The 14,246-nt window shown below is 64.4% G+C and carries 14 protein-coding genes and 1 pseudogene; 9 read left to right on the plus strand and 6 right to left on the minus strand.

Annotated features, from left to right (window positions below; translation table 11 throughout):
- Positions 1 to 227 (plus strand): HAD-IA family hydrolase (locus tag ACWEO2_RS15825; protein ID WP_452405940.1); only part of this gene is annotated, 227 nt, incomplete at its 5' end.
- 367 nt (positions 228 to 594) lie between these two features.
- On the opposite strand, the gene ACWEO2_RS15830 is transcribed toward ACWEO2_RS15825, so the two are convergent.
- On the minus strand, positions 595 to 837 hold the full coding sequence (locus ACWEO2_RS15830; RefSeq protein WP_452405941.1) for an FDXHR family putative zinc-binding protein: 243 nt from the start codon (positions 835 to 837) through the stop codon (positions 595 to 597).
- A gap of 519 nt (positions 838 to 1,356) precedes the next feature.
- Here ACWEO2_RS15830 and ACWEO2_RS15835 point away from each other — a divergent pair.
- Positions 1,357 to 1,791, plus strand: coding sequence for a nuclear transport factor 2 family protein (locus ACWEO2_RS15835; protein ID WP_452405942.1), 435 nt, complete (start codon positions 1,357 to 1,359; stop codon positions 1,789 to 1,791).
- A gap of 394 nt (positions 1,792 to 2,185) precedes the next feature.
- Positions 2,186 to 2,479 carry a hypothetical protein gene (locus ACWEO2_RS15840; RefSeq protein ID WP_452405943.1) on the plus strand — a complete coding sequence of 98 codons (294 nt, stop codon included), beginning with the start codon at positions 2,186 to 2,188 and terminating at the stop codon, positions 2,477 to 2,479.
- A gap of 75 nt (positions 2,480 to 2,554) precedes the next feature.
- On the opposite strand, the gene ACWEO2_RS15845 is transcribed toward ACWEO2_RS15840, so the two are convergent.
- On the minus strand, positions 2,555 to 2,971 hold the full coding sequence (locus tag ACWEO2_RS15845; protein ID WP_452405944.1) for a hypothetical protein: 417 nt from the start codon (positions 2,969 to 2,971) through the stop codon (positions 2,555 to 2,557).
- A gap of 832 nt (positions 2,972 to 3,803) precedes the next feature.
- On the opposite strand from ACWEO2_RS15845, the gene ACWEO2_RS15850 reads away from it, so the two are divergent.
- The 4 genes and pseudogenes from ACWEO2_RS15850 (at position 3,804) to ACWEO2_RS15865 (ending at position 7,540) form a co-directional block, all read left to right on the plus strand.
- Positions 3,804 to 4,946, plus strand: a complete 1,143-nt coding sequence (locus tag ACWEO2_RS15850) for an alpha/beta hydrolase family protein (RefSeq protein WP_452405945.1) — start codon at positions 3,804 to 3,806, stop codon at positions 4,944 to 4,946.
- Positions 4,947 to 5,004: 58 nt separating this feature from the next.
- Positions 5,005 to 5,247: pseudogene (locus ACWEO2_RS15855) on the plus strand (cytochrome P450); the annotation flags it as partial.
- A gap of 544 nt (positions 5,248 to 5,791) precedes the next feature.
- Entirely contained in the window at positions 5,792 to 6,181 is a 390-nt protein-coding gene (locus ACWEO2_RS15860) for a hypothetical protein (RefSeq protein WP_452405946.1), read from the plus strand.
- A 105-nt stretch (positions 6,182 to 6,286) separates the two neighbouring features.
- The gene (locus tag ACWEO2_RS15865; protein WP_452406185.1) at positions 6,287 to 7,540 is read left to right on the plus strand and encodes an FAD-dependent monooxygenase; all 1,254 of its coding nucleotides are present in this window, start codon (positions 6,287 to 6,289) and stop codon (positions 7,538 to 7,540) included.
- Positions 7,541 to 7,886: 346 nt separating this feature from the next.
- Here ACWEO2_RS15865 and ACWEO2_RS15870 read toward each other — a convergent pair whose 3' ends face one another.
- Together ACWEO2_RS15870 and ACWEO2_RS15875 are read right to left on the minus strand one after the other, a co-directional pair.
- Positions 7,887 to 8,645 carry a class I SAM-dependent methyltransferase gene (locus tag ACWEO2_RS15870; protein WP_452405947.1) on the minus strand — a complete coding sequence of 253 codons (759 nt, stop codon included), beginning with the start codon at positions 8,643 to 8,645 and terminating at the stop codon, positions 7,887 to 7,889.
- Between the two features lie 478 nt (positions 8,646 to 9,123).
- Positions 9,124 to 9,987 (minus strand): MerR family transcriptional regulator, encoded by an 864-nt coding sequence (locus ACWEO2_RS15875; RefSeq protein ID WP_452405948.1) that lies wholly within the window; start codon positions 9,985 to 9,987, stop codon positions 9,124 to 9,126.
- Between the two features lie 220 nt (positions 9,988 to 10,207).
- Between ACWEO2_RS15875 and ACWEO2_RS15880 the strand changes: the two genes are divergently transcribed.
- Positions 10,208 to 10,828: a lipocalin family protein gene (locus ACWEO2_RS15880; RefSeq protein ID WP_452405949.1), complete on the plus strand. Its 621-nt coding sequence runs from the start codon at positions 10,208 to 10,210 to the stop codon at positions 10,826 to 10,828.
- The gene (locus tag ACWEO2_RS15885) at positions 10,825 to 12,189 is read left to right on the plus strand and encodes a cryptochrome/photolyase family protein (RefSeq protein WP_452405950.1); all 1,365 of its coding nucleotides are present in this window, start codon (positions 10,825 to 10,827) and stop codon (positions 12,187 to 12,189) included. Before ACWEO2_RS15880 ends, ACWEO2_RS15885 begins: the two co-directional genes overlap by 4 nt.
- A gap of 38 nt (positions 12,190 to 12,227) precedes the next feature.
- Here the strand turns inward: ACWEO2_RS15885 and ACWEO2_RS15890 are convergent, their stop codons facing one another.
- Both ACWEO2_RS15890 and ACWEO2_RS15895 read right to left on the minus strand, forming a co-directional pair.
- Complete coding sequence (locus ACWEO2_RS15890; RefSeq protein WP_452405951.1) at positions 12,228 to 13,343, minus strand: HoxN/HupN/NixA family nickel/cobalt transporter; 1,116 nt, start codon at positions 13,341 to 13,343, stop codon at positions 12,228 to 12,230.
- 159 nt (positions 13,344 to 13,502) lie between these two features.
- Positions 13,503 to 14,210: a DUF6390 family protein gene (locus ACWEO2_RS15895; RefSeq protein ID WP_452405952.1), complete on the minus strand. Its 708-nt coding sequence runs from the start codon at positions 14,208 to 14,210 to the stop codon at positions 13,503 to 13,505.
- Positions 14,211 to 14,246: the final 36 nt, after the last annotated feature.

Here is a 14,246-nt window from a genome sequence, read left to right on the forward strand (position 1 = left end):
CCGACGCCCTCTACTCGGCCCGGCTCGGCATGAACAAACCCCACCCCGACACCTACCGAAAAGCACTCGCCGCGACCGGAGTTCGCGATCCCGGCTGCGTCCTGTTCGTCGACGACCGCGCCGACAACTGCGAAGCCGCCGCTCGCCTCGGCCTGCACACTCTCCACTACACCGGCTCACCCGCCGATATCGAGGATCACCTCCGCCTCGCGACCGTCGCCGCATAGCCCCCTGCGAGAGGATTTCCGGGGTCGGCGCAACACCGCCGCCACTCGATGGTGGATACGAGCCTTGCCGGACGCTCGGCTGGATATCCCAGCCGAGCGTTTCGCATGGGCCGCAGCAGACCAGTTGGCGCGTCGGGGCCGCACCCCCACAAACGCGCGGGACGCCAGCACCGACAAGCAGGCTCGATGATTGCGGTATCGATCATCAACGATCGCGCGCGCCTGTCCGGTCACCGGATCTTTGCTGAAATGGGTTGGCTTGCAGGCCAACCCATCACCTGCCCGATGCCGGGAGCCTCGTCAACGATCCGCAGTGCCCGGCTGCGAGCGAACTCCCCCGGCAGCAAGGTCCCCAGCCGGATGGTCCCTAATTGTGCGGCAAGCCCCAGCAGGGGTAAGCGCGGCCGACATCAACAAGGCCGACGCTCTGTGGTGTTCGACAGATGACGTGCGGTTTGCGGCGATAATCCACAACCAAGTGCCGAGTCGCAGCCTTGTCACCAGTGAACGTCTGATGGCACTGGGAACAATGGCAGACACTGTGCGCGCTCAGTGGCCACCAGCACTGACATCCCCGGCATTTCACCGTCTCCGGCGATCTCGTCTTCATAATCACTCAACCACTCGCGCCGCCATCACCACCTCGGTCGTACCCGCACCGAGCGGCGTCACACCTTCATCCTCGATCGCCGAAAGCACTGATCCTGCCATGGCATCGCCGCACCGATGAGCTCCAGCTGAGCGATCCCAATAGGTAGGGTACGCGCCGAACACAGGTTCATAGCCTCGTGGACGTAGTCCCGGTTGCACAGAACCACAAACGAGTTCACGTTGGATCAGATCGCGACCGATCGCGGTGACCATCCAGTCGCCTACCGAACTGGATGCGTCGAGCCGATGTCAGCGACAGTGTGATATCGGAACAAAGCAACGCCAGTCCTCAGAATGAGTCACTCCTCGGAGGCAAGACGGGCGATAACGGTCCCGGGTTCTGCCGGTACACCCCGGGCGGGCCGACGAGGATCCCGGGCCGGTTCGGAAGCTCGGTGGGATTGCCCGCGGCGAAGTAGGAGTGTCGAGCCGAGGCTGGGGCCGATCGCGCACCAGCGGTCGCCTACCCTCACACGTTGTGAGCACAGCCGCTGATACGACTGCCGTGACGAACTTGATCGCGAAGTACGCGGAACTGGTCGACGCCGGGGATTTCGGCGGTGTCGGCGCGCTGTTCGCCCACGCCGCGTTCATCGGCAGCGGCACAACGATCAGGGGCCGTGAAGGCGTCGAGGAAATGCTGAGCAGCACGGTGATCCGGTACAAGGACGGCACGCCGCGCACCCACCATGTCACGACGAACATCGCCATCGAATTCGACGACGAAGCGAATTCCGCTACGGCGCGTTCCTACTTCACCGTTTTCCAGGCCCTCCCGGACCTTCCGCTGCAACCCGTGGCGGCAGGCCGCTACCACGACCGCTTCGAACGCATCGAGGGGCAATGGCGATTCGTGGAGCGCCGAGTTCGCATCCACCTGGTAGGCGATCTGAGCCACCACTTACGCACCTAGCCACTCACGTATCCCCGAAGACCGCACCATCAATGATCCGCCGGTCGCCGTTCGCTGACCGACCACGGCCGCGGAATTCTTGCGACCTTCGCCATCAGCCCCTCCACCACCGAGTACGCGGGCATCTGCGGATTGGGCAACGGTGGGGAATGTGGCGGGCGTTAGGGGTATCTGTTCGGTTTGTTCGGGCCCGGCAAGTCGCTGTGCGACCGGTTCCGCGGCGACCGAGGGCTATCCGCGTACCGCCAACTTCGGATATCGAGGTGACGGAAATAGCCGCTGGCCGGGTGATCGGCATTGTCCAGGTCCGGCCCCGCGATCGACGACGCTCTGCGGCACAACATCGCCTGGATCAGGCAAGTATCGACTTCGCCGGAAACTGATTATCCGGGGAATGCGTGAGACGGCGCTGTCCGCGATCACGGTCACCGTCACTCCGGCCGCGGTGATGGTCGGCGCATGCGCGGGCCACGTCTGCATCGCGCAGGTGGGCAAGTGCCAGTTCGAATGGCCGCAGTCGATCCGCGTGTGCCGGAAGCCGTCCCGTCCGGAGTTGCCCTTGGTCGAAAGTTGTTGGTATGTCCTGCATCTGCTCCGGCACGGCAGCGTTCGAGCCAGGCGAGGGCCGGTGTTAATTCTCGAACCTGCGTTCAGCCACTACAGGCGAGCCACATTGCCTCTGCCGTAGGGGCTGCCAGCACACGAATAACAACCGCGATGCCCGGAGTCGGGCACCCGACTGGTCGCGGCAGCGCAGTGCCGGTCAGAAGTCGTCGTCGTGTCCGGCGAGGTGCCGCCCCAGCCGTCTGGCCGCGTCGATGATGCCGCTCAATTGGTCTTCGTACTTGAAGTTGTCGTAGTCGTCGGGCTCGAGGGCCTCAGTTAGCAGGAGCGCGTGTCGGATCATGATGTCCTCGCCCACCACGACGAGCCCGCCGATAATGCCCGTGCTGCCGACCTCGGTGAGGATGGCCAGGAGATCGACCTTGTCGGCCTTGGCAAACGGCCTTTGGAACTGGATCCATTCATCGTCTGCCCGTCTGATCACGACATCGGGTGCGGCCCAGTCCTCTTCAGCGTCCTCAACCTTGAGGCTGATGCTGTCGGGCTCAATGTGCACGCCGTAACTGTTCTGGGAGATGAGTTCGACCAGGGTGTCCCACTCTTCGCTCTGCTCCATGCGTTTCCCCTTCGCGGTCATCAGCGTCCCGATGACCCGAAGAATAGCAGAATCGTCTGTGGCAGAACGGAACTCGTCCAGCCGACACGCCGCCGCGCGACCGGCCGGCCGGTCGTGACAGGTCGCGGCGGCTCAGGTCCACCGCGGCCGGAACCATGCGACGGCACTGAGCGAGACGCCCACCACACGAGGAGCAACAAGATCGCTAGTTACTGCGGTGTGCCAGCGAAAGATGTCAGAGAAGCCATCCACAGAATCAAGGCTTACGGGGCGCGGTGCGGAGACGGTGCGAATAAGAATCCAGATGTGGAACATGTTTGTGTCCGATCGGCACCCCGAGATACCAGCTGAGGTTTTCTGGGGCGATATTCTCATTTGGAACCGATCGGGTATCGCAGATCAGTCAGATTATCTGGTTGTGACCGTAGACAAATGGTCAGGAGTTAGAATCCAGGCGCCCCATGACCATCTCGGCCAGCCGACCTCGAAATAAATTACGACTCAGATGATATCAACGATTGACCTCGAGCTCAGTCACTGACCTCACGAGTAATGGCGGAAAAAGAACTTCACGGACTGGCAACCGAAGCGCAAGCTGTGGATCTCTTCATGAGGACGGATCAAGAGTTCTGTCAGAGTTCGGTACGTGATTTCAAGAGAATCATCGCAGTGTTGGATCAATATTCTGGCAACTGACTCGACGATTTCGCGCAATGGAGGTCCGCGAGCGGTGTGACAGCTTGGACCCACCGTGCACCGACGACGGCGGCATGACCACAGCCTCACCAGCGGTGGGGAGGATGTGCGGATTGTGCCGGTACGGTTGTGTGGCATGTCCGTAGTGTCCTTTCGGCGAGTGGCGCTGGTGGTAGCCGCGATCGTGTGCGCCTCGCTTACGCTCGCAAGTCCGCCCGCGACGGCGAAGCTTCCGGATACCGGAGAACTGAGCAGGATCGGACTGCTCGATCCCGCATGGTCGTTCGCCAAGGCCGCGGAATCGTTCGAGGTCGTCTACTCGACGAAGGATCAGCATGACGCGCCCGCCGAGGGGTCGGGTGCGCTCTATCTGCCGTCCGGTGTGCCACCGCTGGGCGGGTGGCCGCTCGTCGTGTGGGCACACGGCACCGCGGGCATCGGAGATTCCTGCGCACCATCGCATCGGCCGCAAACGGAGCGCAACAGCGCCTATTTCAACCAGATCCTGGACAGTGGGTATGCCGTCCTGGCACCCGACTACCAGGGGCTGGGCACTGCGGGACAGTTCAGTTACTACAACAGTGATGTCGAAGGACTGTCGATACTGGACGCGGTCGCGGCGATTCGCACCACCCCCATTCCGTTGTCGAGCAAATGGGTTGTCATCGGCCAGTCGGAAGGGGCGCACGCCGCGATGAGTGCGGCCAGCCTGTACGCCGAGCGCAGCGGCGGTCCGGCGACGGGGTTGAGCGGGGTGATAGCCACCGGCCTGCGCACCAACCCGGGTGCGAGCCTGCGGAAGATGTTCGAGCGAACATCGACCGGCTCCGAGAACCAAGTCGGGTACGCTGGGTACTTCCTGGCCTCGTTGCAGGAGTTGAATCCCGGCAGTGTGACCCCATTCCTTTCCGACTTCGGAAAGGAATACGTGGAAAAGGCAACTTCGGAATGCCTTGCGGATCTGGTCGCGCGCGCGGGGGGCCGGCGGCCCGCAGCGCTTGTCGCCAACCCGGATGAACCGACGCCGACATTCGAAGCGGACATCACCGCGCTCACCGGTTACCCGGAAGATCACTTCACCAGTGACGTCATGATCGGCTATGGCGACGCCGACATCGATGTTCCTCCCACAAACACGGAAAGTTACGGGAACAGTCTCCAAGAGCTCAATCCCGGCATACGGGTGACGGTCAATAATTACCCAGGTAAAGACCATAGCGGCGCATTCCTGGCATCACTGCCGGATGCGTTGGCCTTCCTGAATACGCACCTGCGCTGACTCAAATGATGTTACCGAGCGGTTCTTCGGAACTTTGAAATAAGCCCCTGAGCGATTCGACCACGATCGCTTTCTACCCGAACGTGTTCGCGCCCGGCACCCCGAGTTGTACCGGCCCTTCGGGGTGGGAATGCGTGCGTGCATCGGCCGCCAGTTCGCGTACCACGAGGTCGTGCTCATGCTGGCCGCCATCCTGTGCAATTACGATCTAGTTCCCGATCCGAACTATCAGCTGAAGGTCAAGGAAACGATCACTGTCGAGCCGGATCAGTTGCGCCTGAAGGTAACTCGGCGCAGCTAGAGATCCTCCTCGCTCGGTAGTCGCGCACGCAGCGAGTCGGTCAGAGATTGCCGGTCCGCGGTGTCGGGTCGTCCGCGTAATCGGACCCGTCGCACACCGGCGTCTCTGAGCGCGCGGAGCAGATCCAACTGGCTGTATGTATCGATGACTCGCTGCGCATCGCCGGGGTCCGTCGGATAACCGGGAGCCTGGCTGAAGTGATCGGCCAACGCGACCAGCAGCCGCTGTGATGTTGGGACAGCGGTGCCGTTGCGGGCCGCAGCTAGATCGGCAGCCGATACCTCGACACCCCGATTATTCAGCGCCGCAGCGACCAACCCGTCGGTGGGTTCGTCCTCGTCGGGGCCAGGTAGTTCGCTGACCGACCACGGGCGCGGAATATTTCGCTACCAGCTCCCTCCACCACCGAGTACGCGGGCAGCTTCGGATTGGGCAACGGTGGGGAATGTGGCGAGCATTGTAGATGGGTCAACGCGGCGACTTCTAGAGTTCGGCGAAGCCGCGTAGAATTCGAGCCGGTCGGGACAGTATCTGGAGCCCTATCATGACCGAAAGAAAGAATTCACACACGAAGTTCGCCCGGTTGGCGGCCGCCGCTGGTATAGCCGCAGTTGCCGCAATTCCGGTCGTCGCAGCCACGGCGGAAGCGCCTACCGCGCACGCAACGACGCCCACGTCTGCAACCCAACTCGTCGACAACCCCAGTGGGGGTCACGGCGGCGGTTGGGGCGGCGGCGGCTGGGGCGGCGGCGGTTGGGGTCACGGCGGCGGCTGGGGCGGCGGCTGGGGTGACGGTGGCGGCTGGGGTCGCGGCGGCGGCTGGGGATGGGGCGGCGGCGGCTGGGGTGACGGTGGCGGCTGGGGCGGCGGCTGGGGATGGTGGAATCCCGGCTGGTGGAACCTACCCGGCTGGGGTGGCTGGGGCAGCTTCTAGCACCGGTGACCGAGCCCGGACACGCACAGCGTGCCGGGCTCGGTCGCATCAAGTACCGATCATGTGAAGCCACGTGCGACCAACCGGGCTGGAGCTGGTGACGTGATGAAGATCGTGTGTATCGGTGGCGGGCCGGCCGGGTTGTACTTCGCTATTTCGATGAAGCGGCGCGACCCGGCCCATGACATCACGGTGATCGACCGCGATCCCCCCGGGTCCACCTACGGCTGGGGCGTCGTGTACTGGGACGACCTGCTCGACATTCTGTATCGGAACGACCCTGACAGCGCCCAGGCGGTGCGTGCCGGGTCGGTCCTATGGCGTGAACAGGCAATCCATGTGCGCGACGACCAGACCGCGCATTTCGCGGGGTACGGGTTCAGCATGGGGCGCGCGGCATTGCTCGACATACTTTCCCGACGGGCGAGCGACCTGGGCGTCGATGTCCAGCACGGGCGAGAGGTTCACGATCTGTCCGGCTTCGACGACACCGATCTCATCGTCGCTTGCGACGGCGCGAACAGCCGGGTACGGCAGCTGGGTAATCATCGTTTCGGCACGTCCGTCACACTCGGCGAGAATCGGTATATCTGGCTCGGTACGGACAAGGTATTCACCCGATTTACCTTCGCCTTCGAAAACACCTCGGCCGGTTGGATCTGGTTCCATGCCTACCCGTCGGTTGCCGAAAAGATCAGCACCTGCATCGTTGAGTGCCAACCGCAGACTTGGCATGGACTGGGATTCGACTCCCTGGACAACCTGGAGAACTTGCGTGTTCTGGAGAACATATTCACGCGCCTTCTCGACGGTCACTCGTTGATCAGCAAGACACGAGGCGAGTTCGCAAGGTGGAGCCGCTTTCCCGAGGTAACCAATAAGACCTGGTACCACGACAATGTGGTGCTGCTCGGCGATGCAGCGCACACGACGCACTTCACCATCGGTTCGGGCACTCGGTTGGCAATCGTCGACGCCGTCGTGCTCGCACAGAACCTGTACGAGCATGCCGAGGTCGCCGACGCGCTGGAGAACTACGATGCGCAGCGGCGCGCTGCGCTGCGCCCGATACAGGCCGCCGCCCGTACCAGCATGATCTGGTTCGAACACGCCGACCGGTATCTCGACCGCAGCGCCGTGCAGTTCGCCTATGCAATGGCGGCTCGGCACGGGCTACAACTGCCGTGGCGATATCAGCTACACCTGCTCACACAGGTACCCGCGGTGCGCAAGATCCGGCGTGCCATCAACTCCGGACAGCGGTGGTGGCGGGCTGCCCGACGGGGGGAAATCGCGATGGCACTGCCGTCGCCACGACGCCCAGCCGAACCGATCCTGACCGATCAGTCGATGTTCTGATTCCCGCACAAGCCTGGCACCGGCACAGGGCAGCAACTACTCGACCGCTCTGCCGCGTGCTTGCCAAGGATGTACCTCTCGGCCTCGTCAGAGAGGCAAGGTGCAGGGTTATCCGGCGCCGGCAGATCCTCGAAGGTGATGGCTACGGTTCGAATGGCGTCGACAAGCGCCACCACAACTGGAACCCGATATGCGCTGGCCGGCGTGGGCGCCCAGCGAAGAGCGCGAGGGCAGGACATCCGATCGGCAGGCACGCCGGTCTCGGTGCAGTGCAGCGCACTGCCGAGGCCCACAGGCTTCCAGCCTCCGTCGTCCGCTACGCAGCGTGAATGGCGGAAGGACACAGCTAGTCGAGGCGGGTGGCGGTCACGGCCCACACCGGCAGGTGCACCCGGTTGTTTTTCAGCAATGGCGTAAGGATCTGGAGTTGTTCCAGCATCGGCTTCATCCGCTCAGCCCATCCTGAGTCGCCGCCCATTTCCTTGGTGAGATGGGTGAATGTCTCCGGGCTGAAGGTGGCTTGGTAGGTGGTGGTTCCCAGGTAGTCGATGCGCCACCCGGCCGCGGGAAGCACCCGCTCGAAATTCTCCGCCGGCAAACCTTCGGGCTGCAGGCCGTTGACGTTGTGGCGTCCGATTTCGAACATGAACAGTCGCGCCCCCGGTTTAGTGGCCCGGTGCAGGGCCTGCGCGTACTGGGTCTGGGTTGGTTCATCGTCGAGGAACACGTGGTAGAACGCGCTGTCGACGACGGTGTCGAACCGATTCTCCAGGCCGTCGAGTCTGGTGGCATCGGCCACTTGGAAGTCCACCCGCACCCCGGCGCGCTCCGCGTTGCGCCTGGCCCGCTCGATCGCCGTCGGCGACGCATCGATCCCGGTGGCCGAGTAGCCCTTGGACGCGTAGTGGATCGCGTGATGTCCCAGGCCGGTTCCGGGGTCGAGCACCTCGCCCCGCACAGCGCCGTAGGCCACCAACTGCTGCACTACCGGCTGTGGGCCGCCGATGTCCCAGGGGATCAACGCAGCAGCATCCTGCTCCGGCGGTGCATCGCGGTACAGCGCTTCGAAGTCTGGCTGACCATTGTGGTTCGGTTCCTTGCCCATGACTTCTCCTTTGATTGCGGACGGGCCACACCTGAAGGGTCGTGCACGAGATCAAACCAATGGTTCCGTAATTCGCTAGCGGACGCCACCAACTGTCGGGTGGGTCGGATCAGGGCCGTGGCATCCTTGCCTTCGATGACGGACCGGCGGACGCTCGAGTGCTGCACACCATCGCGATGATCCAAATCCGGATGCGCGTAACCACGGCCGTGGCCACTACGACAAGAAGCTCGCCGAAGGGAAGACCCCGAAGCAGGCGAAGCGCTGTCTCGAACGCCGCTTGGCCCGAGCTGTGCTGGCGAATGATGACTCGGGACGAATGACGCAGCGGCCCAACTGAATCCAGCCACCACACCGACGAGGTGTACGGGATGTCGGGGGTGCGCAGAGCAGCGACAGCCAGGTCCTGAGCGCGATGGGCCATTGTGCACCGATTATGCATCGTTCCTTGCGATGATGGTCGCCCTCGACGCAGCCGTTAGTCGGGCGGTGTGGCGATCCGGTCAGCGGCTTCAGCGAGTCCGGTCAATCGGGTGGCGGTGATCGGCAGGATGGCCGCGTCCCAGCCGGGGCCGCCGACGAATACTCGTGCGTCGGCGGGTTCGCAGGCGCGGATCGCGGAAGTCAGTGCGGTGGATTCCTGTTGGGACCACAGCACCACGTCGGCGGGGAGAGCGGTGCGGGCGAGTGTGTCGGCAATGGCGTCGGCGGGCACGTTGGCGCCGAGCATCCAGGCGGCGACTCCGCGTTCGGCGAGGGCCGCGCGCAGGGCTTCGAGCGGAAGCGCGTGGGTCTCGCCGCTGGTACAGGCCAGGATCACGGCGCGCGCGTGCGCCGGGGTGGCGGGCGGGGTGTGCCGGTGCAGCACCGCCGTGATCGACCACGACAGCAGATGCTCTACGTCGACACAACCCTCACCGCCGAGTTGGCGTGCGACGATCGCGGCGAAGGCCGGGCGGCACAACAGTTCCCAGGTGTCGATGACCCCGTAGGCGTTCAGATGCGCGGCGAGCACGGCCGACAGCGTCGTTGTATCCAGTGTGAACGCGGCATCGACGAGTGGTTCCCAATCGCCGCGCGCGGGTGCGTGCTGCCGCCCGGTCACCGCTGCGGCCGCGCCGGCCGGGCTCAGGCCGGTGCGGATGAGGGCGAGCATCTGTTCGAGTACGGCGATATCGGATTCGCGGTAAAGGCGATGCCTACCGGCCTGATGCCGGATCGGGCCGATCTCGTAGCGGCGGTTCCAGCTGCGCAGCGTCGCGGTCGGAATTCCGAGGCGGTCGGCCACCGCACGGACGGTATATCCGGCCGCATCGGGCAAGGGAGCAGGACCGGCGGACATGGGCCTATTGTGCCTGCCCGTGGCGCTGGAACCGGGCACATCTTCCCGCCGCCGCTCGCGTGCGCACCGGAACGGCGGTGTGCATCACTGCATCGTGCGCGGGTAGTGCGTCGTTCGGCGGCACGTGTCCTCCCCGGTTGCGAGAAGCCTCAGAATGCATCGATTATGCATCGAATGATGGTACGGTGACATTCGGGGGGCGAGATGCGAGGAGTTCGATATGACCTCACGCACCACCCGGACAAGGGGGCCACGGCGCACCTCCTTCGTGGCGGCCGGGTTGGTCGCTGCGGCGGCAGCGGTGTCGCCGTCGAGTGTCGCGTCGGCGAGTCCCGGCCCGGATCCGGTGCCGCAGTTGGATCTCGGGCGCTATGTGGGCACCTGGCATCAATTGGCCGCCGTCCCGCAGGTGTTCAACCTCTCCTGTGCTCGCGACACCATGGCCGAGTATCGCTTGGACGAACGCGGGGACGTCGCCGTGCACAACTCGTGCGTGACCTGGACCGGTGAATTGAACGAAATCCACGGCACGGCAACGGTCAACGACCGGCAGACCGGCGCGCAGCTCCATGTCAGCTTCCCCGGCGTACCCGGTCAGGACCTGCGGAACGGTCCGACCAACTACATCGTCACCGCACTGGGTCCCGACTATTCGTGGGCCCTGGTGACCGACCCGACCCGGACGTCCGGATTCGTACTTTCCCGCGCGGTTGCGCTCGATCCCGATACGTGGAACCACGTGCGCGCCGCGATCACGGAGGTGGGGCAAAGTCCGTGCCTGTACCTGACGTCGCCCACGACGGGTGGGCTCAGCGATATCGCGCCGCTGTGTACCCGATGACCCAGCACCGGGGCACCTTCGATGCAACCTCGCCCACCCGGGCCGGGACGGTCATCGCGCTGTTCACCCGTGACCTGCGGGTCGACGACAATCCGGTCCTGATCGCCGCCCAGCGAGCCGGTGCCGCGGTGGTCCCGTTGTTCGTTGTCGACGAGCACATCGTGGCGCGCTTCGCCGCCCCGAACCGCGCGCGGTTCCTTGCCGCGGCACTATCCGAGCTGGATACCGAATTACGTTCTCTCGGTAGCCATCTGGTGATCAGGCGCGGCGATACGGTGACCGAAACCGATCGGGTCGCCGAGGAGGTGGGCGCGCACAGCGTCCATGTGGCCGCGGACGTCAGCGCCTACAGTGTTCGCCGCGCCGAGCAGTTGCGAAACCGGCTCACGGACCGCGGCCGTTCTCTGCATACCTACGACACCTCGGTCACCGCCGCTCCCGCAGCACTGCGCCCGGCCGGTGGCCGCGACCACTTCGCTGTCTTCACACCGTATTTCCGGCGCTGGGTTTTCGAATATCGCGACGAGACGCTGGCCAGACCCCGGCGGCTCCGGACACCGCCGGTGGCCAGCGATGGGCTGCCCGTCGCCGAAGACCTGTGCCCCGGGCCCACCTCCCCCCTGCTTTCGGTCGGTGGTGCGACGACGGGACGGAAACTGTTGCGCGAGTGGGTTTCCGCGGGGATCAGCGACTACGACCGCCGCAGTGACGCGCTCGACGCCGATGCCACATCCCACCTGTCGCCGTATCTGCACTTCGGTTGTCTGTCGCCGGTGCAGGTCCTGGAAGCAACAGACCTGTCGACGGTCGGCGGGCTCGCGTTCGCCAGGCAATTGGCGTGGCGGGACTTTCATCACCAGTTACTGGCGGCCAGACCACGCGCCGCCTGGAACGACTATCGATCGCGGGCTGTCGTCTGGCGCGAGGATCCGGATGCGGTCACGGCATGGCAGGAGGGTCGCACCGGGATCCCGGTAGTCGACGCCGGAATGCGCCAACTGCTGGCCCAGGGGTGGATGCCCGGTCGTGCCCGGCTGATCGCCGCGAGCTTCTTGACGAAGTCGCTGGGTATCGACTGGCGGGTGGGCGCCCGTCACTTTCTCCGCTGGCTGGTCGACGCCGACCTCGCCAACAATCAGCTCAACTGGCAGTGGGTCGCGGGGACTGGCACCGACACTCGGCCCAACCGCACCCTCAATCCCCTGCGGCAGGCCAACCGATTCGATCCCGAGGGCCAGTACGTGCGCCGTTGGGTGCCCGAACTCGCCACGCTGCCCGGCGCGTCGATTCACCGGCCGTGGCGCCAGCACGTCGACCACGCAACATATCCCGCGCCGATCTGCGAATTCGTGGGCATGTGAGGCGAAGGAATCGGCACCTCCGACGGAGCGGGACGTTCCTAGAGCTGGCTCGGTGGCGCGACCCACTTCTCCTCGATCCGACCGAACCGCCAGACCAGCAGTGCGACCGCCCAGGTCAGCGCAAACAGGGCAACGATCGCGAAGCCGACGATATTGAGGTCCACGCCGCTCACCACATCCCAGATCCCGCCGCTCCAGTCCATCTGTTCGGCCAGCAGGCCGAGCAGTTCGATGGTGCCGACGATCACCGCCACCGCCACCGACAATGCGGTGACCGTGAGGTTGTAGTACACCTTGCGAACCGGTTTCGCGAAGGCCCATCCATAGGCGAAATTCATGAACGATCCGTCGAGCGTGTCGAGCAGGCTCATTCCGGCGGCGAACAGGATCGGGAGGCAAAGGATCGCGTACCACGGCAACCCCGCGGCCGCACCTGTGCCCGCGAGCACGAGCAGGGCGACCTCGGTGGCGGTGTCGAATCCCAGCCCGAACAGGACACCGATCGGATATATCTGCCACGGCTTGGTGATGGACTTCATCGCACCGCCGAAGAAGCGGTTCAGGAAACCGCGATTGGCGAGTTGGTGCTCGAGCGCGGCCTCATCGTATTGACCGGTCCGCATGCTCCGGAATACGCGAAGAATTCCCACGAGAACGACGATGTTGATGAATGCGATGAGATAGAGGAACGTACCGGAGACCGTTGTTCCGATCAGCCCGGTGTAATGGTGCAGGGCGGAGGAATCGTCTTCGACCGGACCCACGATCGCCTTGACGCCGATCGATAGCAGCAACGCGAGTCCGAAAACAACGGTGGAGTGGCCGAGGGAGAAGAAGAAACCCACCGACAGCGGCCGCTGTCCGTCACTCATCAACTTCCGAGTGGTGTTGTCGATGGCGGAAATATGATCGGCGTCGAAGGCATGGCGCAGTCCGAGGGTGTATGCGGTCAATCCGACCCCGATACCCAGTGTCTGCCCGCCGACCCCGAAATGCTGTGGGGCGATGAAGACGACCAAGGTGATCCAGCCGACGAGATGTAGGGCCACGATCACGCCGATCATCGCCGCGGCGCGAAACCACTCTTGCGGGGTCAATGCATCCCGGACGACACGGTAACGCGAAGCTACTCGATCGGAGAGAGTTGTCGTCATGAATACTGTCCTCTCCCACACGAACCCAGCGGATTCGACGATAACCCGGTGGCCGACACATGCGGCGCGATAGGCAGGAAAGTTATCGAGTTCGTAGCCATCGAGTGCGCCGATACCGGGTGTCGGCCCTGCCGGTGCGAGCGCGTTCGTGGTCGCGTCTCAGCGTCGGCCCAGTCGTTCATTTGTGACGCGCAACTGGCGGATTGTCGTCGCGGCCAGGTGCCGGACCTGTTGCGGACGCAGGCGGCCGCACAGCTGATCCCAATGCAGCGCAACGATATCGCCGACCGCCACGTCGGGCACCGCCGAGTAGCCGTTGTGCCACACGTCGACCCGCCGCGGCGCCGGAGCGGACAGCGCGAGCCGGTTCCCGTCCCAGGTGAGATGGCGACAGCGGGCCACGACCTCGGAATCCGCTGCGGCGAGCACCCTTCCCCACGTGATGCGGCAGCTGTCGAGGACATACACCGGATGTTCGTCGTTGCCCTTACCGAGCAATCGGCTCCACGGGTAGACACCGAAGACGTGGAAACAGTGATTGGCCGCGGCCTCGCCAGCCAGGTCGGGAGTCAGGTGCGCCCAGTAGTGCCCGGCGACCGGGCCTATGACGGCCAAGAGTTCGGCAGCGAACTCCGCGGCGTCCAAGTCGGCGCCGACACCGCCGCCCAGCCAATACGATTCGACGAGACGACCGTCCAATGGATCGTCGATTCCGGTCAGTTTGGACATCACCTGCAGATACGGCCACGCACCGGAGAACTTCTGCGCCGCCGCGCGCACGGCCTGGCGCGCCCCGCCGCGCAGCTCCGCATCCGCTGGACCGCAGAACCCGAGCGCGTTGGGCGCGTTGGCATAGCGGACGAACATATCGGTGCCGTCGACACACGTCGACTCGATACCAAC

Source organism: Nocardia sp. NPDC004278, from assembly GCF_053602975.1.

Coding starts and splice junctions, on each gene's coding strand:
- ACWEO2_RS15880 (WP_452405949.1), top strand. CDS start 10,208: ATGACCTCACGCACCACCCGGACAAGGGGGCCACGGCGCACCTCCTTC.
- ACWEO2_RS15840 (WP_452405943.1), top strand. CDS start 2,186: ATGCGTGAGACGGCGCTGTCCGCGATCACGGTCACCGTCACTCCGGCC.
- ACWEO2_RS15830 (WP_452405941.1), bottom strand. CDS start 837: ATGAAGACGAGATCGCCGGAGACGGTGAAATGCCGGGGATGTCAGTGC.
- ACWEO2_RS15845 (WP_452405944.1), bottom strand. CDS start 2,971: ATGGAGCAGAGCGAAGAGTGGGACACCCTGGTCGAACTCATCTCCCAG.
- ACWEO2_RS15885 (WP_452405950.1), top strand. CDS start 10,825: ATGACCCAGCACCGGGGCACCTTCGATGCAACCTCGCCCACCCGGGCC.
- ACWEO2_RS15860 (WP_452405946.1), top strand. CDS start 5,792: ATGACCGAAAGAAAGAATTCACACACGAAGTTCGCCCGGTTGGCGGCC.
- ACWEO2_RS15850 (WP_452405945.1), top strand. CDS start 3,804: ATGTCCGTAGTGTCCTTTCGGCGAGTGGCGCTGGTGGTAGCCGCGATC.
- ACWEO2_RS15870 (WP_452405947.1), bottom strand. CDS start 8,645: ATGGGCAAGGAACCGAACCACAATGGTCAGCCAGACTTCGAAGCGCTG.
- ACWEO2_RS15865 (WP_452406185.1), top strand. CDS start 6,287: ATGAAGATCGTGTGTATCGGTGGCGGGCCGGCCGGGTTGTACTTCGCT.
- ACWEO2_RS15875 (WP_452405948.1), bottom strand. CDS start 9,987: ATGTCCGCCGGTCCTGCTCCCTTGCCCGATGCGGCCGGATATACCGTC.
- ACWEO2_RS15890 (WP_452405951.1), bottom strand. CDS start 13,343: ATGACGACAACTCTCTCCGATCGAGTAGCTTCGCGTTACCGTGTCGTC.
- ACWEO2_RS15895 (WP_452405952.1), bottom strand. CDS start 14,210: ATGTTCGTCCGCTATGCCAACGCGCCCAACGCGCTCGGGTTCTGCGGT.